Origin of the sequence: Ornithobacterium rhinotracheale DSM 15997 (assembly GCF_000265465.1) — a bacterium.
In the GTDB taxonomy this organism is placed as follows: Bacteria; Bacteroidota; Bacteroidia; order Flavobacteriales; family Weeksellaceae; genus Ornithobacterium; species Ornithobacterium rhinotracheale.
This window is the reverse complement of sequence record NC_018016.1, coordinates 662,578-685,178: the sequence shown is the minus strand read 5'-3', so window position 1 is coordinate 685,178 and position 22,601 is coordinate 662,578. Positions and strand designations below refer to the sequence as shown.

At 38.7% G+C, this 22,601-nt stretch carries 16 protein-coding genes; 6 read left to right on the top strand and 10 right to left on the bottom strand.

The window, feature by feature from the left end:
- Window positions 1-3: 3 nt before the first annotated feature.
- Window positions 4-5,718: an alpha-2-macroglobulin family protein gene (locus tag ORNRH_RS03155; protein WP_014790471.1), complete on the bottom strand. Its 5,715-nt coding sequence runs from the start codon at window positions 5,716-5,718 to the stop codon at window positions 4-6.
- A 146-nt stretch (window positions 5,719-5,864) separates the two neighbouring features.
- Between ORNRH_RS03155 and recJ the strand changes: the two genes are divergently transcribed.
- Window positions 5,865-7,565 carry a single-stranded-DNA-specific exonuclease RecJ gene (gene recJ, locus ORNRH_RS03150; RefSeq protein ID WP_014790470.1) on the top strand — a complete coding sequence of 567 codons (1,701 nt, stop codon included), beginning with the start codon at window positions 5,865-5,867 and terminating at the stop codon, window positions 7,563-7,565.
- 44 nt (window positions 7,566-7,609) lie between these two features.
- Here recJ and ORNRH_RS03145 read toward each other — a convergent pair whose 3' ends face one another.
- The 3 genes from ORNRH_RS03145 to ORNRH_RS11850 all read right to left on the bottom strand — a co-directional run bounded on the left by ORNRH_RS03145 (window position 7,610) and on the right by ORNRH_RS11850 (window position 9,283).
- Window positions 7,610-8,326 carry a tetratricopeptide repeat protein gene (locus ORNRH_RS03145; RefSeq protein WP_221403034.1) on the bottom strand — a complete coding sequence of 239 codons (717 nt, stop codon included), beginning with the start codon at window positions 8,324-8,326 and terminating at the stop codon, window positions 7,610-7,612.
- 216 nt (window positions 8,327-8,542) lie between these two features.
- Complete coding sequence (locus ORNRH_RS03140) at window positions 8,543-9,040, bottom strand: hypothetical protein (protein WP_014790468.1); 498 nt, start codon at window positions 9,038-9,040, stop codon at window positions 8,543-8,545.
- A gap of 93 nt (window positions 9,041-9,133) precedes the next feature.
- On the bottom strand, window positions 9,134-9,283 hold the full coding sequence (locus ORNRH_RS11850; RefSeq protein ID WP_081484550.1) for a DNA polymerase: 150 nt from the start codon (window positions 9,281-9,283) through the stop codon (window positions 9,134-9,136).
- A 233-nt stretch (window positions 9,284-9,516) separates the two neighbouring features.
- Between ORNRH_RS11850 and ORNRH_RS03135 the strand changes: the two genes are divergently transcribed.
- Window positions 9,517-9,990 carry a hypothetical protein gene (locus ORNRH_RS03135; protein WP_014790467.1) on the top strand — a complete coding sequence of 158 codons (474 nt, stop codon included), beginning with the start codon at window positions 9,517-9,519 and terminating at the stop codon, window positions 9,988-9,990.
- 25 nt (window positions 9,991-10,015) lie between these two features.
- On the opposite strand, the gene polA is transcribed toward ORNRH_RS03135, so the two are convergent.
- From polA to ORNRH_RS03115, 4 genes are all read right to left on the bottom strand, one after another.
- Entirely contained in the window at window positions 10,016-12,811 is a 2,796-nt protein-coding gene (gene polA / locus ORNRH_RS03130) for a DNA polymerase I (RefSeq protein WP_014790466.1), read from the bottom strand.
- A gap of 130 nt (window positions 12,812-12,941) precedes the next feature.
- Complete coding sequence (locus ORNRH_RS03125; RefSeq protein ID WP_014790465.1) at window positions 12,942-13,712, bottom strand: enoyl-CoA hydratase/isomerase family protein; 771 nt, start codon at window positions 13,710-13,712, stop codon at window positions 12,942-12,944.
- Window positions 13,713-13,718: 6 nt separating this feature from the next.
- Complete coding sequence (locus tag ORNRH_RS03120; protein WP_014790464.1) at window positions 13,719-14,471, bottom strand: enoyl-CoA hydratase/isomerase family protein; 753 nt, start codon at window positions 14,469-14,471, stop codon at window positions 13,719-13,721.
- 72 nt (window positions 14,472-14,543) lie between these two features.
- A complete protein-coding gene (locus ORNRH_RS03115; RefSeq protein WP_243925436.1) occupies window positions 14,544-16,010 on the bottom strand; it encodes an MATE family efflux transporter in 1,467 nt (488 codons plus the stop codon).
- A gap of 14 nt (window positions 16,011-16,024) precedes the next feature.
- On the opposite strand from ORNRH_RS03115, the gene mdh reads away from it, so the two are divergent.
- On the top strand, window positions 16,025-16,951 hold the full coding sequence (gene mdh, locus ORNRH_RS03110) for a malate dehydrogenase (RefSeq protein ID WP_014790462.1): 927 nt from the start codon (window positions 16,025-16,027) through the stop codon (window positions 16,949-16,951).
- Between the two features lie 612 nt (window positions 16,952-17,563).
- Here mdh and ruvB read toward each other — a convergent pair.
- Entirely contained in the window at window positions 17,564-18,589 is a 1,026-nt protein-coding gene (ruvB, locus tag ORNRH_RS03100) for a Holliday junction branch migration DNA helicase RuvB (RefSeq protein WP_014790460.1), read from the bottom strand.
- A gap of 89 nt (window positions 18,590-18,678) precedes the next feature.
- Here ruvB and hemH point away from each other — a divergent pair, with 89 nt between their 5' ends.
- The 3 genes from hemH (at window position 18,679) to ORNRH_RS03085 (ending at window position 21,722) form a co-directional block, all read left to right on the top strand.
- Window positions 18,679-19,689, top strand: coding sequence for a ferrochelatase (hemH, locus tag ORNRH_RS03095; protein ID WP_014790459.1), 1,011 nt, complete (start codon window positions 18,679-18,681; stop codon window positions 19,687-19,689).
- 62 nt (window positions 19,690-19,751) lie between these two features.
- The gene (locus ORNRH_RS03090; protein WP_014790458.1) at window positions 19,752-20,696 is read left to right on the top strand and encodes a DUF3078 domain-containing protein; all 945 of its coding nucleotides are present in this window, start codon (window positions 19,752-19,754) and stop codon (window positions 20,694-20,696) included.
- A 93-nt stretch (window positions 20,697-20,789) separates the two neighbouring features.
- Window positions 20,790-21,722 carry a DUF3078 domain-containing protein gene (locus ORNRH_RS03085; protein ID WP_014790457.1) on the top strand — a complete coding sequence of 311 codons (933 nt, stop codon included), beginning with the start codon at window positions 20,790-20,792 and terminating at the stop codon, window positions 21,720-21,722.
- Window positions 21,723-21,831: 109 nt separating this feature from the next.
- Here ORNRH_RS03085 and ORNRH_RS03080 read toward each other — a convergent pair whose 3' ends face one another.
- Window positions 21,832-22,578 carry a YebC/PmpR family DNA-binding transcriptional regulator gene (locus ORNRH_RS03080; protein ID WP_014790456.1) on the bottom strand — a complete coding sequence of 249 codons (747 nt, stop codon included), beginning with the start codon at window positions 22,576-22,578 and terminating at the stop codon, window positions 21,832-21,834.
- Between the last annotated feature and the right edge of the window lie 23 nt (window positions 22,579-22,601).

The following is a 22,601-nucleotide window of genomic DNA, read 5'->3' as shown; positions in this document are numbered from 1 at the left end:
TCTTTAATCTTCAACTTGGATTCTCTCGCCCGCAGTTCTTGAAAGGAAACCTGGCGCATAGAAACTTTGAATTTCCGAATATCCGTTGGAGAAATCGCCTGCGTTATTCACGAGCAATTCATACTCAATAATGTGGAAACCTTTGCCTAAACGATCAATAAAGAAATGTGTTGCGATGTCTTTGGTGCTTTGGTAATAAGCCAAGCCAGAAACCCAACGGTAGCCAGAGATTTGCTGAACAGGCTCTAAGCCTGCGGCACGCATATCTTTTAAGTGAACAAACTCCATGTCGCGATCGGCTTGTATTTTTAATCTTACCAAAACGATATCGCCAATATTAAGCGGTGTTTTTTCGTTGATTGGGATTAGTTTTTCATGATCGTTCATGTTAGAGCGTTTGTACATTTCTTTTTTCACGCTTAAGCCCGTTTCGGTGCTTTTCACTTTATCCATATTTTCTAAATATTGATAGTAGAGTGCTCCCCAAGCGGTGCCTGGCGTTTCTTTTTTCAATTCGATTTCGCCTAAACTTGGTTTTATTTGATTAGGTTGCCAAGTCTCGTTGTACACGCCACCGATTTCGTCTCCTTTGGTGGGTTGCCAATTTTTGCCACCAATTTTGATTGTTACTTCCGTGCTTTCGTTCATTAAGTTTCCACCTACATTAAGCAAGGCATTCACGGCAGCAGCGGTGTTTTTGTTATTGTCCCATTGGTTGGTTTCTTTGTTTTTAAGGAGCCAAATTTTCATTAAATCTACACTTTCTTGGTCGTTGCTCACTTTTTCAAAAGCTCTGATTAAAAGGGCTTGACGTTCGATGTCTGAATAGAACCATGAGCTAAATTTCTCGTTCCAATACATGCCCATTTCTTCGGAAATGGTAGCGCGTTCTTTGATGAAGTGCATCACTTTTTGTGCTTCGGCTTTGCGGTTGTAATTGTTTAGGGTTAAAGCCAAAACACCTTTGCCTCGAATGGTGTAATTGTTTAAATGATTAAATGATTCCTTCAGTACAAAATCATTGATTTTTCTTAATTTGGCATTCAGCGGATAATCTTTTACAAAGAAAGATCTGCCGTATAAGAATCTCGTAACACGATCGATTAAAAATTGTTTTTCAAATGGATTTTTAACCTCTTGCCAGTCGGCGATGATTTTGCTGTCTAGATAGGAAATTAAATTGCCAATAATTCTTTTGGTAGAATTTTTATACTCTGGGTGGTCGTTTAGAAATTCGCCTAAATTCTGCAAAACATACACCGATTCGTAAAGATTAGGTAGCCCATCTTTAAACCAAGGGAAAGCACCATTTCTCAGTTGCATTTCGCCTAATTGAGAAAGATAACGATTGATGTTTAATTCAGCTTGATTTTTATTGAAATAATTAGATAATTGATACATTCTTTCTTTCTCATCTTTTGCCTCCACTGTCCATGGGGTGGCTTGCAAGGCTAAATTTTTGTACTCGCTGTTTTGATTCAATGGTGATTCAAATTTGTTTTGCTCACGATAGGATTTCCAGTAGTTTTCAAACTTAGGATTGTCTTTCATGATTTGGTAGCTCATGGCATTGGAGATAAAGCCGTTTAAGATATTATCTGTGGTTTTAAAATCAGGATTGTCCAGATAAGGCAAGGCGAGCACCGCAAACCAGCTTGGATTTTTAGTAAATTCAAATTTCATAGAAATATTATTTCTCGTTTTTGAATTTTCTTCGATGTTTGGCATCACAAAACGCTTGCTTTGTCCTTTGTTTACATAAACGGGCATAGTCTCGGTCACCAAAACTTGGTTGCTCAAAATCGGCAACATATTTTCTACGCCGTCTTGGTGTTTTTTGCCTTTGGCAAACACGCGGAATAGCACAACATCCAAATTGCTCGGAATTTCGATTTTCCAAGTTACGACTTGGGTGCCATGGGCTGGGATATTTACCGATTGAGATTTGTTTTTAAGCTTAAAGTTTTTGTCTAGCGATTGGTTGTTATTCGGGTTGATTAAATTTAAACTCACCTGAGCCTCGATGGCTTGATCGCTCAGATTATCTACTCTGGTTTTTAGATAAATTTCGTCGCCCACACGCAAGAATCTTGGCATGTTTGGGGTTACCATTAATTCCTTTTGTGTTTTTACCGATTCGTTTAAATAGCCAAAGCTGAAATCCTTGGTTTGCGCCAAAGCTTGGAAATTCCAAGTCGTTAAGCTCTCTGGAGCTGTAAATTCTACCCAGAAATCCCCATTGGCATCGGTTTTTAAATCAGGGTAGAAAAAGGCGGTTTCGTTTAAATTTTTTCGGATAGATAGATTTTCTTTTGGCTCGTTGTCTTTAAAATTTCTTGGGTTATTCCCTATAACTACTCTTTCTTCTTTTAAGGCTGATTTTAGGGCAGATAAATCTACAGCCTTTGCAACACCTTCAAGCGATCCCGTAAAAGCTGCTCGTTTTTGTCTGCCAAAGCCTACCACTATGTCATAATTTGTGGAGCTTAAATTTAAACCAAAAAGATTTAACGATAATGGGAAATTGTATTCTTTAAATTTAATGTCTTCAGTCTCTGGAATTGTACTAAAGAATTTTAAAATATTATTGTATGCCGTGTGATAATTATAGTTTGAACGATATGGGAAAAAGTTGATGTTGTTTTTTCTATAAATAGCATTGAGCGAAGCGTCGTACATAGTTGCCAAAACTTCGGATTCTGCCGTTTTTCCATTTTTTCTAAGCACTTTAAACTTCCATTTTTCGCCTTTTCCTGGCTCTAGTAGCGAGCGGAAGGTTTCGGTTGTGATTTCTAATTTTTTATTATTAAAAGGAACTAAAATGGTGAAATTTTCGCTTTGGGTATAGTTGAATTTTTCATACGAAAGGCTCAAGGAAATATTGCCACGATATTCCTCTTTGATTGGAATTTCGTAGCGAATAAGTTTGCCATACACTGGTACAAATTCTCTTTTGATTAGCGTATTGTTCTTGCCATAAATCTCAATTTTCACATGTCCTCCTTTGGCAGCTCCGCCGAAATATACAATGGCTTTTTCGCCAGGATTGAACTGTTTGCTTTGATCAAATTGCATTACAAAAAACGCATTTTCATTGATTTTTAAACTTTGGTCGTCAAGGACTACTATATTGCGTTCCGTTTTTATTTCGGCACCATTTGCATTTTGAGAAATGATAAGTTTGTAGTGCCCCGCTGCCAATTGTTGTGGCAATTGAAATTTAGTATTTTCTTGTGTTGTGTATTCTTCCGCAAAAACTAAATTTTTCACTTTAAGCGAGTCGCCCATGTATGCAACATGCGGCAATTCTTTTATAAATTCGGATTTTGATAAAATTTCGTAATCGCTATTGTTTTTAAACGGAATTAAAATTCTATCATTTGGTTCGTAGGCAAATAACTCGACTTTTACTTTTTCAGAAACAGGCTGATTATTTACATTAAATGTTTTAATGTCAATTTCTTTAAAGTTAGAACTTAATTTGCTTCCTTGGGTTTCTGTTGTGATGTAGAAAGGCACATTTGAGAAAGAATATCGTTTGTTGGCACTATGCGTTTCGCCCGAAGGGTCGGTTACTTTTACGCGTACATCGTATGAGAAATATTTAGCTTGGCTAGCAGGAGCATTGCTTGTGGCGTCAAAGCTAATTTCAAAATTTCCTTGCGCATTGGTTGCGGTTTTTCCACTTTTGATTTGCACCTCTTTTCTATTTGAAAAAAAGAAACGATAAGGCTCAAGTTCTATGCGGCGCACATTGTATTCTACCGTAGCGTTCGGGATATTGGCTCCTGCATAAGACATTACATTTCCTGTAATATTCACTGTTTGGTTCAATGTAGCTTGCCCTTCGTATGGATTGAGTTTTACTTCAAAATTTGGGCGTTTGTACTCTTCTACTCTGATTCCTGTTTGTCCTAAATCTTTAATCATCAATTGGTAGTTGCCAGGCATGTCATTGGTAGGGAGAATAAAAGATGTGGTTGAAGAACCAAAGCTATTAGTTTTTATTTCTTTGCTTGCAATAGTCTCGTATTTAGCATTTTTGAGCAATATAGTGTAGTTAAGATTTGTTTTTGGACGCATATTTACATCGTCGTAAACAATGGCTTTTACAAAAACTTCTTGTCCAGGGCGATACAAATTTCTATCGGTTAAGATTTTAGCACTGGTATGCTCAAAGTTATCTTCTTTTGTTTTTTTTGCTTCAGGATAAAAATTTACAAAAACACCATCTTTTTCTAAATAATATTCAAGGTAATATCTGCGAGAGGTGAGAGAAAAAGGAATCACTCCGTTTTCATCTGTCACCACGGGTGTTTTTTTGATTATTTTTCCCAATTCTTGGTCATAAACCAGAATAGTTGCTTTAGCTTTTTTAAGCGGTGCATTGGTGTTTTTATCCGTAAGAAGAAGCTTGTCGTTGTTCCAATCTCTTACAGTGATCTCGGAACCAGACAAAGCAGATTTTTCATTAAAATCGGGGCGAGAGGAGAAGAGCAAGTAATAATTTCCTTTTGGGAAAGCTAACGGAAATACGGTTTTGTGCGTTTTTAAATCATCAAATTTTTTAAGTGTTATTTCCCCTTTTGCTGCGATTTTAAAATTTTTAAAACCCTCAATTTCCACAGAGGAATATTCTCCAAGTCTGTAGCGTAATCTTTTGTTCAAAGTGCGCTCATACAATCGGTAATAAATCTTATTTCCGGTATTTTTGTGGCTGATTTCAATGGGTGAATTAGTGTTTGGCGACCAGCTAGTAAGGCTTTTTATTTGAATTTCGGGTGCTACCAATTTTTGGGCTAAAATTTCTAGATAAGGCGTGTAGGCAAAATCCTTAAATTGCTCGATTTTGGCAATTACTAGCTCATAAATCGCAGGGCTTGCTTCTTCGTTTTGTTCCACCCATTGTAGCAGTGCCATGCCGCTCCATGGGTTATTGCTATTTTGAGTGTAGAGCTCTTTTAATTCTGCTAAATATTTTTCTTTGCTAACCTGTTCATCGTTCCATTGCTCCTTTAGGATTGCAATTTCATAATACAGCCAATTTGGACTTTTTTGTTGTTTTTGGTAGTCCCTCAATTTAATTAAATATTGATTGGCAGCTTCGGATTCTTGCGAAAAATTATCCATGATTTCATAAGCTTCATAAAGCACCAAATCATACAATGTTTTGATTAAAATATTTTTTTGCAAGTCGCCTTCCACGAGGAGTTTATAATCTTTAAGTGGCTGGTCTAGAAGGGCAGGATTAGCAGTGGCTTCGTTCAATAATTCTTTGATGGCTTCGATTTTTTGCTGCTGCGTCCATTCTCTGAAATCCTCGCTGCGTTGTGAGGTAGAGAAGTTTTTACTCATAGAAGGGATATAGTAAGTATTGTAAAGCTTGGCTAAATACGCCTGCCAAATAGCGCGTTCGGTGCCTTTGCTTTTTTGAATTTCAGATTTAAAAAGATTTACAATATCCAGCTTGTTATCTACCTTGTCGCTCACCGAAGTTTCGACATTAGCTTTGATTAGCAAAGCCTTGATTTTGCTCGGGAGGTCGTTGTTTTTTTCTGCTTTTTGGTAAATTGCCTCTAGGGCTGGAACGAGCGATTTGTAATCACCATTTTCCACTTTTTTTTCAATCTGATTCCAATCTTGCATCAAGTTTTTATTTTGGGCATTAAGGTTCCATGAAATAAAGATGAGTAATGTTAAGAAAAGCCACTTTTTCATATTACAGTATTTTGAGTTTAAAGATACTCATTTTTAGAGATATACAAATTCTTTTTTTGTTAAAAAATAAGCTGCATTTAAAATTGTTTACAAATAAGAAATTTAGCTCTATGAAATTAAAAAGAAAAATGTTAACTTTGTGAAATATGTCTTCACGCTGGTTACTCAAGCCCAAACCACTCGCAGAGAATGTAAAAGCTTTGCAGGATTCCCTAAAAATTTCGGAGTCCCTATCCCGTATTTTGGTTCAGCGGGGCATCACCACTTACGATGAGGCTAAGGATTTCTTTCGTCCGCAACTCTCTCATTTGCACGATCCTTTCCTCATGAAAGACATGGACAGAGCCGTAGAACGCATCCTTTCTGCGCTCAATAATCAAGAAAAAATCATGGTGTATGGCGACTACGATGTCGACGGGACGACTTCGGTGGCGTTGATGTACACTTTTTTAAAAAATCAAACTGATAATGTAACTTATTACATTCCAGATCGCTATAAAGAAGGTTACGGCGTGTCCAAAGAAGGCATGGACTATGCAGCCGATAACGATATTCAGCTGATTATCTCGCTCGATTGTGGGATTAAAGCTAACGAAATGGTGGCGTATGCCAAAGAAAAAGGCATCGATTTCATCATTTGCGATCACCACTTTCCTGGCGATAAATTGCCCGATGCCGTGGCGGTGCTCGATCCCAAACGCGAAGATTGCCAGTATCCTTACGATGGGTTAAGTGGTTGTGGCGTAGGCTTTAAACTTATTCAAGCTTTGGCTAAACCTTTGAAAGTTTCAGACAAAGAGTTGTTCAGTTATTTGGATTTGGTAGCGGTGAGCATAGCAGCCGATATAGTGCCGATAACGGGAGAAAATCGGATTTTGGCACATTTTGGGCTTAAGGTTTTAAACACTTCGCCACGTTTAGGCTTAAAAATGTTGATTCCTAAAGAATCAGTGGGCCTGGTCAATGTGAGCAAAATCGTGTTTGCCATTGCGCCGAAAATCAATGCGGCGGGAAGAATCAAGCAAGCGACCGATGCGGTAAAACTACTCATTACCGAAAACGAAATCACCGCACGCCGCTATGTGAGCGAAATCAATGATTTAAATAAAGAGCGCAAGGAGCTCGACTCGCTGATTACCGATGAAGCGCTCAATCAATTGGCAGAAGAAGACGAAACTAAATTTACCACTGTGGTCTACGACCCAAATTGGCACAAAGGTGTCATCGGGATTGTGGCTTCGCGCCTTACCGAAGTGTATTATCGCCCGACGGTGGTTTTTACACAAGGAGACAACGGAATGCTGGTGGCTTCTGTGCGCTCGGTAAAGGGGTTTGATGTATACGAAGCCTTGGTGGAATGTGGCGATTTGCTCGAGCGTTTTGGCGGCCACATGTACGCCGCAGGGCTTACGATGAAGGAAGTGAATTTGCCGAATTTTAAACGAAGATTTGAGCAAATTGTGAGTAGAAATATTCACAAAACCCAACAAATCCCGACCATAGAAATTGATACGGAACTTAGTTTTAAAGAAATCACTCCTAAGTTTGCGCGCATCTTAAAGCAAATGGAACCCTTTGGCCCAGAAAATTTAATGCCACATTTCCTGACAAGGGGCGTGCGCTCAGCGGGCGATGAACGCTATATGGGGCGTGGTAATGAGCATATTAAGCTCACGGTATATCATCCCGAAGTGCGCAAACATTTCACCGCGATTGGCTTTGGTATGGGGCATCATTTAAAACGAATGAAAACTGAAAGTTTTGACATGGTCTATGTCATCGAAGAAAATGTATGGCAAGGCAAAGCACACCTGCAAATCCGAATTAAAGATGTAAGGTTTGGCTAAAAATTAAAAAATCCTGAGTGTTCTAAACTCAGGATTTTTCTGTTTTAATACCCCTTCTCTTTTAATTCTTTGAATTTATCGCAGCCTAGCTGAAGCCCATTGTCGCAAGCCTTACCAAAATACTCTTTGGCTTTTTGGTAATCTTGTCTTACGCCCTTTCCGTTGTAGTACATTGAGCCTAAATTATATTGCGCTTTGGCAAATCCTTGCTCGGCAGCTTTTTGATACCACTCAAAGGCTTTGTGGTAATCTTGTTTTACGCCCTCTCCGTTGTCGTACATATAGCCTAAATTAAATTGCGCTTTGGCATGTCCTTGCTCGGCCGCTTTTTGATACCACTCAATAGCTTTTTCGTAATCTTGTTGTGTGCCTGTCCCTTTGTTGTACATTAATCCTAAGTTATATTGTGCATCGGCATCTCCTTGTTCAGCGGCTTTTTGAAGCCACTCTTTAGCTTTTTGGTAATCTTGTTGTGTGCCATCTCCTTTTATGTACATTACGCCTAAATTAAATTGAGCGCTGGCATCTCCTTGTTCGGCAATTTTTTGAACCCACTCGAAGGCTTTTTGTCTATCTTGTTCTGTGCCTTCTTCGTTGTCGTTCATCTCGCTTAAATTATGTTGAGCGTCGGCATCTCCTTGCTCGGCATCTAGAACTTCTTCGTATTTCTCGCCCTCCAATTGTTCTGTACGAGTTTCTGTTCCTTGCTTATTATTGGTGCAAGAAATAAATAAAATAAGTAAAAAAATAAATCTTTTCATATTATTTTTAATTGAGTTATTAATAAATTTCATTAAAGAAGAGAAGTTTTTGCTCATGGTATCGAAATTTTTAGCCTTAATATCGAAAAATTTGGCTGAACTATCGAAATTTTTAGGCGTTCAATCGAAAAATTTGGCTTTTGAGCCTAAAATTTTCTCTGATTTAATTAAAAACTTCTCTTCCTTACTTAAAAACTTGAGTTCAACGGGCAAAAATTAGCTTTCGCTAGCTGTATTTTCTGTTTCAGTAGTGTTTTTTTTGCGTGAACGAGGGAAAAATTGCCCTAAATCTTTGGCAATGCTCGTGGTGCCTGGCACATCTTCTTTGCTTAGGTAGCGAATGTTTCGGTAGAATGTGAGTGCTGCGGTGTAGTTGTCGTTATCGAGCAAGATTTTAGTGTCTGAGAGTTGCTCGGTCAAGCTATCAAGCAGTTGCAGGCGGTTTTCTATGGCTTTGCGTGCGGCAAAATCTTTGTCAAACTCCGCCTTGTCCATAAACACGGGTATATACTGCGGAAACTGCTCCATAAGGCTTTTAGATTTCTCTACAAAAAGTTTATTTTGCTCGGCAATGCGCCCAAATTGTTTGCGTTCTTCGGGCGTAAGGTTTCGGGTTTTGCCTTTCAAAACCTCGCCAATGGTTTTGAGTGCATCGTCAATTTTCTTTAAATCTTCGGTGGAAAATTCTACACTGATTAAATCATTTTTACTCATAAATGTTTCTTTAGGATTTATATTATTTTTTTGGTATTAACAAATGTACTAAAGTTTTTATATAAATACAAGCTGTGAATGAGGGCTTTAAAACTAATGCGCCTCCAGCCAGTTTTTGCCTACGCCACATTCCACCACGAGTGGCACATTGAATGCTATGGCGTGTTCCATGGTGTCTTTGATGAGGGCAGAAACTTGTTCTACCTCTGATTTTGGTGCTTCAAATACCAATTCGTCGTGCACTTGCCTGTTCTATTTTTGCAATTGCGGATAAATCTCAAAATATGCATCAATCAAATGATTATAGAAACGATAATTTATTTCTTTACTTTTTATTGAATTTAATTCGTTAAAATTTATTTTTAGTTTTACTATTTTAGTTATAAAATATTAATTAATGGTTTTGTTTTGTTAATTTTGTTTTTATTTTTGTGTTTTATCTTATATTCAGAGGGTGAAACATTAAAAAAAAGAATATGAAAAATAACATTGATGTAAAAGGTTATACAGATTTTGCCAACTTACCTTTTGGTTTGCAGTATATATCTGCGTTCTTTCTGGTTTTTGGGTTGGCTTTTTGTGGTTCAGTTTTTTTTAGCTACTTGATATTTAAAGAAGAATTAAGCGGTTTTAATCAAGTTTATGCAAACTTGCTCATTGCATTTGTTATTGTAACACCTTATTTCGTAAATAAAATGATTCAAAGAAAAAAAACAAAAAATTACGAATCAAAGGTGAAGGTTGTAAATATACCGCTCGGTATACAATATGTGTTAGCATTTTTTCTAATCTTTGGAGTTGCTTTTTGCAGTTACATTTTCTTTAGCTATTTAGTTTTTGGTGAGCGACTGAATGGATTTAGTCAGATTTATATTAATTTGCTTATCACATTTGTTATTATAACATCTTATTTTATAAATAAAATGATTAAGAATAAAAAAGAGGCTTAAATGCCTCTTTTATTATTGTTAAATTTTAATGCGCCTCCAGCCAGTTTTTGCCTACGCCACATTCTACCACGAGTGGCACATTGAATGCTATGGCGTGTTCCATGGTGTCTTTGATGAGGGCAGAAACTTGTTCCACTTCTGATTTTGGTGCTTCAAATACCAATTCGTCGTGCACTTGCAGGAGCATTTTGGTTTGGAAATTCTCCTCTTTTAATCGTTGATGAATTTTCACCATCCCTAGTTTAATGATGTCTGCCGCACTACCTTGCACGGGCGCGTTCACGGCGTTTCGCTCGGCGTGGCTTTTCACTACATAATTATTAGAATTAATGTCGCGCAAGTAGCGGCGTCTGCCCAAAATCGTTTCTACATAACCTTGTTTCCTTGCCAGTGCAATTTGGTCTTGAATGTATTTTTGCAATTGCGGATAAGTTTCAAAATACGCATCAATCAAATCTTTGGATTCGCCACGAGAAAGACTCGTTTGTTCGCTCAGCCCAAAGGCAGAAACGCCATAAATAATCCCAAAATTCACCGTTTTGGCGTGGCTTCGTTGTTCGCGTGTTACTTCATTTAGCGGAACGCCAAACACCTTAGACGCCGTTGCTGCGTGAATATCTTCGCCATTGTTAAACGACGCCATCATCGTTGGGTCTTGGCTCAGTCCTGCAATCAGTCTTAATTCAATTTGAGAATAATCGGCTGCAATCAGCACATGCTGCTCATCTTTAGCAATAAAAGCCTTGCGCACTTCCTGCCCGCGTGGCGTGCGGATCGGGATATTCTGCAAATTTGGATTATTGGACGCCAAACGCCCCGTAGCTGCCACCGTTTGTGCAAAACTGGTATGCACACGCCCTGTGATAGGGCTCACTTCTTGTGGCAAACTGTCTACATAAGTGGATTTTAATTTTTGCAATTGGCGGTATTCCAAAATTTGCTCAATGATAGGGTGCTTGTCAGAAAGTTTAGACAAAACATCTTCTGAGGTAGAATATTGCCCTGTTTTGGTTTTTTTTGGTTTTTTGACCAATTCCATTTTTTCAAAAAGAATTTCGCCCAATTGTTTCGGAGAATTTAGGTTAAATTCCTCGCCTGCGTATTCAAAAATCTGTTTCTCTAGCTCGGTCATGTCGCTATCTAGCTCCTTTGAAATTTCTGCCAAAGCAGGCACATCTAGTGCAATGCCCTCTTTTTCCATGTCGGCAAGCACTTTCACCAGTGGCATCTCTACTTCGTTAAATAACTTTTCAGCCTTTATTTTTTCGATTTTAGGCTTAAAAACTTCTTTGAGTTGCAAAGTTACATCGGTGTCTTCTACGGCATATTCCGTTTGCTCGTTCAATGGGACTTGGTCAAAACTTTTTTGATTTTTCCCTTTTTTTCCGATGAGCGATTCAATGCTCACGGGCTTATAATTCAAATAAGTTTCTGCGAGAATATCCATGTTGTGTCGCATGTCGGGATTGATGAGGTAATGCGCCACCATGGTATCGTAGAGCGGAGCCGCCAGCTGAATGTTGTATTTAAACAAGACTTTGATGTCATATTTTAAATTCTGACCGATTTTTAAAATCTCAGGATTTTCCAGTACGGGGCGCAAAAGCTCAATCTTCTCTTGTGTTTCTTTTTCGTCTTGATTAAAGCTTACATAATAGCCTTTGCCAGCCTCGTAGCTAAACGCCATTCCCACTAGATTTGCTTCAAGAGCTTTAAGTCCTGTGGTTTCGCAATCTAGGCAGATTTGTTTTTGTTGTAAAAGTTTGCTCACCAAAATCTTTAATCCCATGGTGGTATCCACCAATTGGTAAAAATGTTCTTGGTTTTCGATGGTTTTAAACGCTGAATTTTCTTCGCTTGGTTCTTCTTCCAATTGGTCGAAAAGAGTAGGCGCAGTGACGGTAGCTTCTGCCTCGGCAGGAGAATCTAAGCCATACGCACGGAATAAATTTTCGGTAAGTCGTTTAAATTCTAAATCCGTAAAGATTTCTTTAATTTTTTCAAAATCAGGTTGTTCCACAATCAAAGATTCTTCATCAAACTCCACAGGGGCGTCGGTCAAGATGGTGGCTAATTTTTTAGACAAAAAGGCTTGTTCCTTGTTTTCTTCAACATTTATTTTTTGTTTCCCTTTCAGATCGTTGATGTGCTCATAAAGTCCTTCCATTGATCCATATTTCTCAATGAATTTTTGTGCCGTTTTGGGACCAATGCCAGGGATTCCAGGAATGTTGTCGGCGCTGTCGCCCATCATGCCTAGATAATCAATGATTTGTTTGGGATCTTTTACCCCAAAATTTTCTTGCACTTCTTTCACGCCCCAAATCTGAATGCCCCCGCCTCGCGAAGCAGGTTTATACATCTTGATATGCTCGCTCACCAATTGGGCAAAATCCTTATCGGGCGTCATCATAAAAGTGGTAAATCCATCTTTTTCCGCTTTTTTAGCCAAAGTCCCAATTACATCGTCTGCCTCATAGCCCTCTGCGTAGAGCACGGGGATTTTCATTGCACGCAAAATCTCCTGAATGTATGGCACGGCAACCTTAATTCCCTCGGGTGTTTCGTCGCGCGTAGCTTTATAGTCAGGGAAATATTCATGTCTTAAAGTATTTTGTTTCCCGACATCAAACACTACGGCAAGGTGCGTAGGTTTTTCTTTTTTCACCACTTCCAAAAGCGAATTCATAAATCCCATAATGGCAGAAGTATTTAGCCCTTTGGAATTGATTCTTGGATTTTTAATAAAGGCATAGTATCCTCTGAAAATTAAAGCATAAGCGTCGAGTAAAAATAATCTTTTATCTTGAAGTGTAGACATAATCTGTGTTTTGGTTTTAAAAAAGGTAAAGATAAGTATTTTTTAAGTTTTAGCTTTGGTCTGGAGGCGTAATAAAAAAGTCGTGTAAATATTTTACACGACTTTTCCCCAAATAAAACTAATCGAAAATTTATTCAAAATTAGGTTTTCTCTTTTCTAAAAAGGCGGAAGTGCCTTCTTCAAAATCTTTGGTTTCAAAAAGGCTTCCAAATAATTTAATTTCGGCTTCTTGCCCATAAGGCGTAAATGCTGCGTTGATTGCCTTAATCGCTGCTGCCGTAGCTGTAGCCGAATTGTTGCAGAAAGTTTGAGCTAATTCAATGGCACTTTCCATTAATTTTTCGTGCGGAACAACATCATAAATCAATCCCCATTCTTTGGCTTTTTGCACAGGAAATTGTTTGCCCGTGAGGATAAATTCCAAAGCTCTTGCTTTTCCGATTAAAATCGGTAGGCGTTGCGTTCCGCCGTAGGCGGGAATTAAGCCCAAAGACACTTCTGGAAAGCCCATATTTGCTTTTTCCGATGCGATACGGATATGGCAAGCTAGTGCTAAATCAAATCTGCCACCTAAGGCGTGCCCATTAATGGCGGCAATGGTGGGCTTGCTCAAACGCGCCAATCGATTGAAAAGCACTTCTTGTCCGCGACGAGAAAGGTTTTCGCCTTTAGGTTTGTTAAAGCTTTTAAACTCCTTAATATCTGCCCCAGAAGCAAAAGATTCGTCGCCCTCGCCCGTGATGATGATGGCACGCACACTGTCGTCGTTTTCTAAATCGTAGATCAAATGCCCAAATTCTTCAATAGTAGCAGCGTCTAGCGCATTGAGCAAATGCGGACGATTGATATAAACAATTGCGATTTTGCCTTCTCTTTCTAGGATTAAATTTTTAAGTTCCATGATCGATTATTTTTTGTATTTGCTAAGGGTTGATTTCGTGAAATCCGAGAGCACCAATTGCCCGCTAATGGCTGCTTTGGCAAAAAGTTCGGTATCCCAGTTTTCGGTATTTTGCCAGAATACTTTTTTGATTTCTGCCATAGCTTCAGGGCTGTATTGGCTCAGTTGTTCGGTAAATTCGTTCAACCCGTTTACGAATTCTTCGTTTGAATTATAAACTTTATGATACAAGCCTTTTTCCTTGCACCAGAGTGCACTTTTCCATTCTTTTGGGTTTAGTGTAAGTTCCGAAAGTGCATTCAGTCCTATTTTTCTGCGCACGGCAGGCTCCACTACAAAGGGACCAATCCCGATGGAAAGTTCGCTCAATCGCACTTGTGATTGGGCTGTTGCAATGTTGTAATCGCAAGCCGCTGCAAGCCCTACGCCTCCGCCCACGACTTTGCCCTGAATGGCTCCGATGATGAATTTAGGACATTGTTTCATGGCGAGAATTACACGCGCAAATCCCGAAAAAAACTTTTTTCCTTGTTCAAAATTATCGATTTTAAGCAATTCTTCAAACGAAGCACCTGCACAGAATACACTTGTGCCACGACTCTGCAAAACGATGAGTTTTGCATCGTTGTTTTTGCCTGCGTCTTCAATATGTTTTTCTAATTCGTTAAGTTGTGAAGTGGGAAAAGAATTGCTCTTTGGGTGAAAAAACTCAATATAAGCGATTTTGTTTTTTATCTCGGTTTTTACATATGCTTCCATAAAATCTAAATTAAGTTATTTAGACTTTAAAGTTACGGATTAAAAATTGAAAAATCAAAAATTTAGGATTAATTAAGCCTGTTTCCAATAATGCTTATAGTAATGAAGGCTCAAACCACCTGCTCTGAAAATCATCCAAATTAAGAATGCAAGCCAAATTCCTACTAAGCCAAAACCTAAGTAATAAAATAGAATTAAAGGCGGAATAAATCCGACTAAAACTGCGAGCATAAAGACATTGCGCAAAATACGGGTTTCGCCCAAGCCTTTGTAAATGCCGTCCATCATAAAAGCCACGGAGTTGATCGGTTGCATAAGTGCTACCAAAAAGAATGCGGTGTAAAAAGTTCGCTGCACCAGCTCATCGTGCGTGAGCATTTCGGCAATGGGGCGTTGCAAAACATAGTAGGCGATGCCGAGCAAAATTCCTATGAAAAGCATAATTTTTAGTACATCAAAAACGAGCAAATTCAGTTTTTTTAAATCCTTGGCACCAAATAATTTTCCTGCAATGGCACGCCCTGCATTGGCATAGCCGTCGAGAAAATACGAAGAAAAAAGCCAAACCTGAATCAGTAATGTATGTGCTGCCACATATTGGTTGTTCTCGCCATGCCCGAGCAAACTCGCCATTCTGAACGCTAAAAATAAAGCTACATTTAGCGAAAATGTGCGTAAAAACAAATCCACACTCATGCGAAGTGTGCGAAATAGTAGCGGATGCCTTTTGCGCACTTGCAAAGTCTTAAACGGTGTTTTTCGCCATAATTGAATGAAGGCTAAAATAAACATTAAGCCTTGCGCAATTACACTGGCAAAGGCGATCCCGCGCACGCCGGCATTTAGCCCATAGACAAAAAATAAATCCAGCCCAATGTTGGTGAGACCGCCCACTAGGCTTATGCGCATTGCCCAAGTGGTGTTTTGCAACCCGCGGAATATGCCAAAAATAGTAAGCGTTAAAAGCGTAAACGGAAAACCCCAAACTCTGATTTTAAGATAGGGAATTGCCATTTCGAGTAATAAATCTTTGGCGCCATAAAGTTTTAAAATCCAAGGGGCTAAAAGGAAACTCCCCGCCGAAAGTAGCAATGTGATGCCTAGATTAATCCAAAAAACTTGCGAATTGAGCGAAATTAAATGTTTCAAGCGATTTTGCCCTACGGCGTGTGATACCAATGCCGAAAGTGCACTCGAAGTTTGCACAAAAATCCATGTGAGTGCCGAGAGGAAAGACCCCACAAGCCCAATGGCTCCCAAGGCTTCGGCGGTGTGCATAGGAAGCCGACCTGCCACGGCGGTATCGGTGAGCGAAATAAGTGGTTCTATGATTCCTGCAAAGATGGCGGGAAAGGCTAATCGGTTGATTTCTTTGAAACTTACTTTTTGCGCTGGCATTGGGCAAAGGTAAGGCTTTAAATAAAAATATTTCAATCCTACAAGAATTTGAAGATGAGAAAAATCAATGAAGATTATCGCTGTTTTTAATTTTAATTTAAAATGAAATGCCGTACCTTTACACTCAAATTTATTAATCATAAATAAAGAATAATATGAAAGTTACCGTAGTAGGAGCAGGTGCTGTAGGTGCAAGTTGTGCTGAGTACATTGCTATTAAAAATTTCGCATCAGAAGTAGTGTTGGTTGACATTAAAGAAGGCTATGCCGAAGGGAAAGCCATGGATTTAATGCAAACAGCTTCTTTGAATTTGTTTGATACTAAAATCGTGGGTTCTACCAACGATTATTCTAAGACAGCAGGCAGTGATGTTGCCGTGATTACTTCTGGTATTCCTCGTAAACCTGGAATGACTCGCGAAGAATTAATCGGAACAAATGCTAATATTGTAAAATCAGTAGTAGAACAATTAGTAAAATACTCTCCAAATGTGATTGTAATCGTGGTTTCAAACCCAATGGATACTATGGCTTACCTTGTGCACAAAGCAACTGGATTGCCTAAAAACCGCGTAATCGGTATGGGTGGTGCACTAGATAGTGCTCGTTTCAAATACAGATTGGCAGAGGCTTTAGATTGCCCAATCTCTGATGTAGATGGTATGGTGATCGGTGCTCACAGTGATACTGGTATGTTGCCACTTACTCGTTTGGCTACAAGAAACGGAGTGCCAGTTTCTACTTTCTTGAGCAAAGAGCAATTAGGCAGCGTAGAGCAAGAAACAAGAGTGGGAGGAGCTACACTTACTAAACTTTTAGGAACTTCTGCTTGGTATGCGCCAGGTGCTGCAGTTTCTGAATTGGTGAGAGCTATCGCTCAAGATTCTAAGAAAATGTTCCCTTGTTCATTGTTATTAGAAGGAGAGTATGGCTTAAACGACATCAGCTTTGGTGTGCCTGCAATCATTGGTAAAAACGGAGTTGAAAAAATCGTTGAGGTTGAACTAAACGAAGAAGAAAGAGCTAAATTTGATGCTGCTGTTGCGCAAGTAAGAGAAGTTAATAAAGCATTAGACGCTTAATTTATTTAATCAATTAGTTTTTACATAATTAAAAATCCGCTTTTCATTGAAAAGCGGATTTTCTTTTTTTTTGAGGTTTTAGTTTTTACCTAAATTGGTGAATTGTTGTTGATTCTCCATTTACTATTCATCTAAATCACTTCAAAATATATGAGCCCAATAATTAGCAAAATTGATATAGAAGAAAAAATGGTGTATATGAAAAATGCTTTACCATTGTAATGGGGGTATTTTTTAATCAACTTATTTAAGTTGTTGATTCTGAAAATAATAAGATAATTAATTGAATAGAAAATAGAAAATGGAATAGCAAACAGGATTAATTTATTAATCTGTTTAATTTGGGTTAGGTGTAAATCTCCTATCCCTATCGTATAAGGAGCTATATTGATATTGAGTATAATTAATAGAATAAAGCTTAACGATAAGCAGTTCATAAATACGCATAAAAATAGCCCTAAAAAAGGAAAAATATAAATGTCGTTATGTTTCTTTTTGCAGAACACAATCGCATCTACCCAAACAGTATAATACCAGTGCTTTATAAAGTGAAATGGATTTTTTACAAGCATAGCTTAATAAATTAAATGTTGTTTTATTAATTTAACGGGGCTAAAAAAGCTCAGTTTGAGTGCCTTTGCCATGGCGGGTGAGCCCCAAATGGTCGTAAGCCTTCTGCGTAACTTCTCGACCGCGAGGAGTGCGCATCAAGTATCCTTCTTGGATTAAAAAAGGCTCATACACTTCTTCTATCGTGCCTGCGTTTTCTGCCACGGCAGTCGCGATGGTGGTGAGCCCCACAGGGCCTCCTTTGAATTTCTCGATAATAGTCGTCAAAATTCGGTTGTCCATTTCGTCTAAGCCGTTTTGATCCACTTTCAAAGCCGATAAACTGAATTGCGCCATTTTTTTATCAATTCTACCATTGCCTTTAATTTGGGCAAAATCCCTTGTTCTTCTAAGCAAGGCATTCGCGATACGAGGCGTGCCGCGGCTTCTGCCCGCGATTTCAATGGCGGCATCTTCGTCAATCGGTGTGTCGAGAATGCGAGCACTTCTTTCCACGATGGAGCTCAAGAGTTCTACATTATAGTATTCAAATCGGCAATTGATCCCAAAACGCGCACGAAGTGGAGCCGTGAGCAATCCCGAGCGTGTGGTGGCGCCAATCAAAGTAAAAGGGTTTAGCCCAATTTCCACAGAGCGAGCATTAGGTCCAGATTCTATCAAAATATCGATTTTGTAGTCTTCCATGGCGGAATATAAATATTCTTCGATGATGGGCGACATACGATGGATTTCATCGATAAACAAAACATCGTTTTCCTCGAGATTGGTGAGCAATCCTGCCAAATCCCCAGGCTTGTCCAATACAGGTCCTGAGGTGACTTTGATGTTTACGCCAAGCTCATTGGCAATGATATGTGCAAGTGTAGTTTTTCCCAAACCTGGAGGTCCATGAAGAAGCACATGGTCGAGCGATTCGCGACGCATTTTAGCCGCTTTGACAAAGATTTCTAAATTGTCTAAAATATGTGCTTGCCCTGCAAAATCACCGAAACTTTGCGGACGCACAAACTCCTCTTGTTGTAGCTCTTCTTTTGGGAAATACTCCTCTTCTGGATTTAAATAAGACATAGGGCAAATGTACTTATTTTTAAGCCGAGAAACTAAAAGTTTAATTATAAAATTAGGTTTAAAGCGTAATTGCCATTATTTTTGCACCGATGAAGAAAGGAGTATTACTTATAAATTTAGGGTCGCCAGACTCTACAAAAACTTCGGATGTTAGGAGATATTTACGCGAATTTTTATCAGACCCAAAGGTGATAGATGTTTGGTTTGTAAGAAACATCATTCTGCATCTATTTATTTTGCCATTTAGACCTAAAAAATCGGCAGAAGCCTATCGCAAAATCTGGTGGAAAGAAGGTTCTCCGCTCATTGTGCTCACCGAGCGTTTGCAGCAAAAAATGCAGGAAAAAGCAGATTATCCCATAGCCATTGGAATGCGTTACGGGAATCCATCTATCAAAAAAGGCTTGGAGGAATTAAAGGCACAGGGCTGCGATGAGGTGTTTGTGATACCGTTGTATCCGCAATATGCCATGAGCACCACAGAAACGGTGGTGGAAAAAACAGAGGAAGTGCAAAGGAAATATTTTCCAGAAATGAAGCTCACTTTTCAAGAGCCATTTTATAACGATGCAGATTATATTTCGGCATTGGCTGAAAGTATCAAAGGAGAATTGCCTGCGGAGTTTGATAAATTATTGTTTTCATACCACGGAATCCCAGAAAGGCATATCCATAAAACCGATAAAACAAATACTTGCCAAATCGGGAAATGTTGCTTTAAAGAAGATAATCCCTCGCATGCAACTTGCTACCGCCACCAATGTTATAAAACAACTGAACTTACACGCGAGGCGTTAGGTTTAGACAAAAAACAAGTAATGCAGTCGTTTCAATCAAGATTGGGCAACGATCCGTGGTTGCAGCCTTACACCGATGCCACTTTGGAAGGATTTCCTGCCAAAGGCGTGAAGAAAATTGCTGTTGTGGCGCCAGCCTTTGTTTCCGATTGTTTAGAAACTCTAGAGGAAATTGCCATGGAGGGAAAAGAAGAATTTTTGGAAGCTGGGGGCGAGGAGTTTCACTACATTCCGTGCCTGAACGATAGTCAGGTGTTTGTAGATTTGTTGCTTAAATGGTGCGATAAATTTGTTAAATTTTAAAATAAATTGTTGTAGTATTCTGTGAAAGGAATAACTTTGTTATATCATATAAAAATCTTCGTATGAGAAAGTTACTATTATTATCAGGGATTTTACTTTCTAGCATGGCGATGGCTCAGCTAGACAAAGTAAACAGCGAGTTAAACAAAACCGCTATTCAGCACAATGATACGATCGATGGCTGGAAAAAAGGAGGTACATTCTCTTTTTTATTCAATCAGTCGGCGTTTTCTAATTGGGTTGCTGGAGGAACCAATAACGTAGCTGGTAATGCTAGCATTAACTACGACGTTAATTACAAAAACGGTCCATGGACATGGGATAATAAATTTATTTTGGCTTATGGTTTGTCCAAAAATCAAGGGCAAGAATTTAGAAAAACCGATGATAGGTTAGAAATCAATTCACTGGTAGGTAGAAGAGCTTTTGGGTATTGGAGTTATTCATTCTTTGCCAACTTCAAAACTCAGTTTACAGATGGGTATGATTACAGCGTGAAAAATTCTCAACTCACAGGGGGTAAAACTTATGAGGATTATCCTACTTCTGGCTTTATGAAACCAGCATATTTAACCTTTGGTCCGGGGTTGATGTATAAAAGAAGTGATAACTTTAAATTAAACTTTGCACCACTTACTTCTAAACTCACCGTGTTGTCTGGAGAGGTTTACACTTGGGACGGCAAAAAATACAATTCGTCTAAAGATGTGAAAACCTTTGGTGTCGAGGCAGGAGAGAGCACAAGATACGAGCTCGGTTTGTATGCTTCTGGCTACTATAAAGTGAAGCTGATGGAAAATGTGAGCATGGAAAACATTCTAGCATTTTATGCAAACTACCTAGACAATCCTCAAAACATAGATTTAGATTACACAATGAATCTTGTGATGAAGATTAATAAGTATTTGAGCACAAACCTTACTTTGCAAACGATTTATGATGACAACGCATTCAAAGGATTCCAAGTGAGAGAAGTGTTTGGATTAGGATTTAATCTTAATTTCTAGAACCAATTAAAAAATTGTTAAAAGGCTAAACCTTGAGTTTAGCCTTTTTTTTATTCATTACTTTTGTGAGAGAAAGCTTGTTTTTATTTAGAAATGTTCAGAGTCAGAATATCATTCATACTTTTGGTGGTTCCCGTCCTCATTATGGCACAGGTGAAAGATGTGGCTCGTGAAATAAAAAAAATAGAATTTAATCTAAAAAAAATCGAAGAGCGTAGATGGACTCGCTCTGGGAACCTTCAGGTAAATTTTGGGCAACACCATTATGAAAATTGGGTGGGCGGAAACTTAGGAAAACTAGAAATCTTCGGGAAAATTTCTCAGCGACTCAAGTTTCAGAATCAGCAAATGGTCTGGGAATCAAGTTTCGATGTCCTCTATGGGCTAAATAAAAACTATGAGCAAGATTTTAGAAAATCCTCGGATCAAATTCTTTTTAACTCCATCTTGGGGAAAAAAGTAAGTAATAATTTCTCGTATTCCTATTTTTTGAATCTGCAAACCCAGCTCACCAATTCGTACGATTATGCAAGAGACCCAGACAATAATTATCGTCTATCAGGTTTCTTGGCTCCGCTTTACATCAACACAGGACCTGGTGTCATGTGGCGAAAAAACGACAATTTAGTGCTCAACCTAGCACCCGCTTCTTTGAAGGCAACTTATGTGAGCGGAGAAGTGTATGAATATAAAAGCAGAAACAAAGGATTTGTAAACAATCAAGAGCATGAAATCTTTGGGGTAGAAGCGGGAGAGAATCTCAATCTCAGATTAGGATTATACGCCTCCATCTACTCTAAATACAAAGTGCTAAAAAATGTAGAAATGGAAAATAGGCTTTCGCTATATTCCGATTATTTAGACAATCCCACCAACATCGACATGGATTACCGAATGAATGTAAATTTTAAAATCAATAAATTGCTTACTACCAACTTGATGGTGCAAGCCGTTTATGATGACGATGTGCACAGCGGGTTCCAGTTGAGAGAGCATTTTGGGGTAGGTTTTAAATTTGATTTATAATTAAAGGCTGAAGAAAAAATGTACATAAAGAGAAATCCGTTCAGTCGAGGTTTCTAAAAACCTCGACTGAACGGATTAAAAAGTGCGAAAAATATATTTTTCAACTATTTTATTCCTCTAGGCTTTCTTGCATTTCTGGCGAAATTTTTAAAGTAGAGTAAACATTCTGCACATCATCATCTTGCTCAAAACGATCGATAATGTCAAGAATCTCTTTGGTTTCTTCCAAGCCGAGCGATTTGGTAGTATTCGCAATTCGTTTCACTTCTGCGTTTTTCACCTCAATGCCCATTTCGTCTAATTTATGAGAAAGTTTCCCGAAGTTTTCAAACTCAGAGTAGATGAAAAGTACATCGCCATCTTGCTCAAACTCATCTGCACCCGCATCGATTAATTCAAGCTCAAGTTCCTCTAGGTCTATTTTAATTTCGCTTTTCTCGATAGTGAAAACCCCTTTTCTATCAAACATAAAAGCCAATTCGCCGTTTTTGCCTAAGTTTCCGCCTACTTTATTAAATATTGCACGCACATTGGCTACCGTTCTATTATTGTTGTTGGTAGTGCACTCCACAAAAATCCCAATTCCGTGAGGGGCATATCCTTCAAATGTGATTTCATCATACACCTCGGCATCTGCACCGCTCGCTTTTTTGATGGCTCTTTCCACATTTTCCTTAGGCATGTTCACCCCCTTGGCGTTCTGGATCGCACGGCGTAGTGCGTGGTTTGTGTCTGGATCTGGACCTCCATCTTTCACCGCCATTGCGATTTCTTTTCCTATTCTTGAAAACTGTTTTGCCATTCGGTCCCAACGAGCGAATTTGGCTGCTTTTCTATATTCAAATGCGCGTCCCATATAAAATCTTAATTACTATAATT

Bases quoted from the DNA above. Each gene is read 5' to 3' on its own strand.
- ORNRH_RS03090 (WP_014790458.1), top strand. From the start codon at position 19,752: ATGAGAAAGTTACTATTATTATCAGGGATTTTACTTTCTAGCATGGCG.
- recJ (WP_014790470.1), top strand. From the start codon at position 5,865: ATGTCTTCACGCTGGTTACTCAAGCCCAAACCACTCGCAGAGAATGTA.
- ORNRH_RS03140 (WP_014790468.1), bottom strand. From the start codon at position 9,040: ATGAGTAAAAATGATTTAATCAGTGTAGAATTTTCCACCGAAGATTTA.
- ORNRH_RS03135 (WP_014790467.1), top strand. From the start codon at position 9,517: ATGAAAAATAACATTGATGTAAAAGGTTATACAGATTTTGCCAACTTA.
- ruvB (WP_014790460.1), bottom strand. From the start codon at position 18,589: ATGTCTTATTTAAATCCAGAAGAGGAGTATTTCCCAAAAGAAGAGCTA.
- polA (WP_014790466.1), bottom strand. From the start codon at position 12,811: ATGTCTACACTTCAAGATAAAAGATTATTTTTACTCGACGCTTATGCT.
- mdh (WP_014790462.1), top strand. From the start codon at position 16,025: ATGAAAGTTACCGTAGTAGGAGCAGGTGCTGTAGGTGCAAGTTGTGCT.
- ORNRH_RS03120 (WP_014790464.1), bottom strand. From the start codon at position 14,471: ATGGAAGCATATGTAAAAACCGAGATAAAAAACAAAATCGCTTATATT.
- ORNRH_RS03125 (WP_014790465.1), bottom strand. From the start codon at position 13,712: ATGGAACTTAAAAATTTAATCCTAGAAAGAGAAGGCAAAATCGCAATT.
- ORNRH_RS03115 (WP_243925436.1), bottom strand. From the start codon at position 16,010: ATGATTAATAAATTTGAGTGTAAAGGTACGGCATTTCATTTTAAATTA.
- ORNRH_RS03145 (WP_221403034.1), bottom strand. From the start codon at position 8,326: ATGAAAAGATTTATTTTTTTACTTATTTTATTTATTTCTTGCACCAAT.
- ORNRH_RS03080 (WP_014790456.1), bottom strand. From the start codon at position 22,578: ATGGGACGCGCATTTGAATATAGAAAAGCAGCCAAATTCGCTCGTTGG.
- ORNRH_RS03155 (WP_014790471.1), bottom strand. From the start codon at position 5,718: ATGAAAAAGTGGCTTTTCTTAACATTACTCATCTTTATTTCATGGAAC.
- ORNRH_RS03085 (WP_014790457.1), top strand. From the start codon at position 20,790: ATGTTCAGAGTCAGAATATCATTCATACTTTTGGTGGTTCCCGTCCTC.
- hemH (WP_014790459.1), top strand. From the start codon at position 18,679: ATGAAGAAAGGAGTATTACTTATAAATTTAGGGTCGCCAGACTCTACA.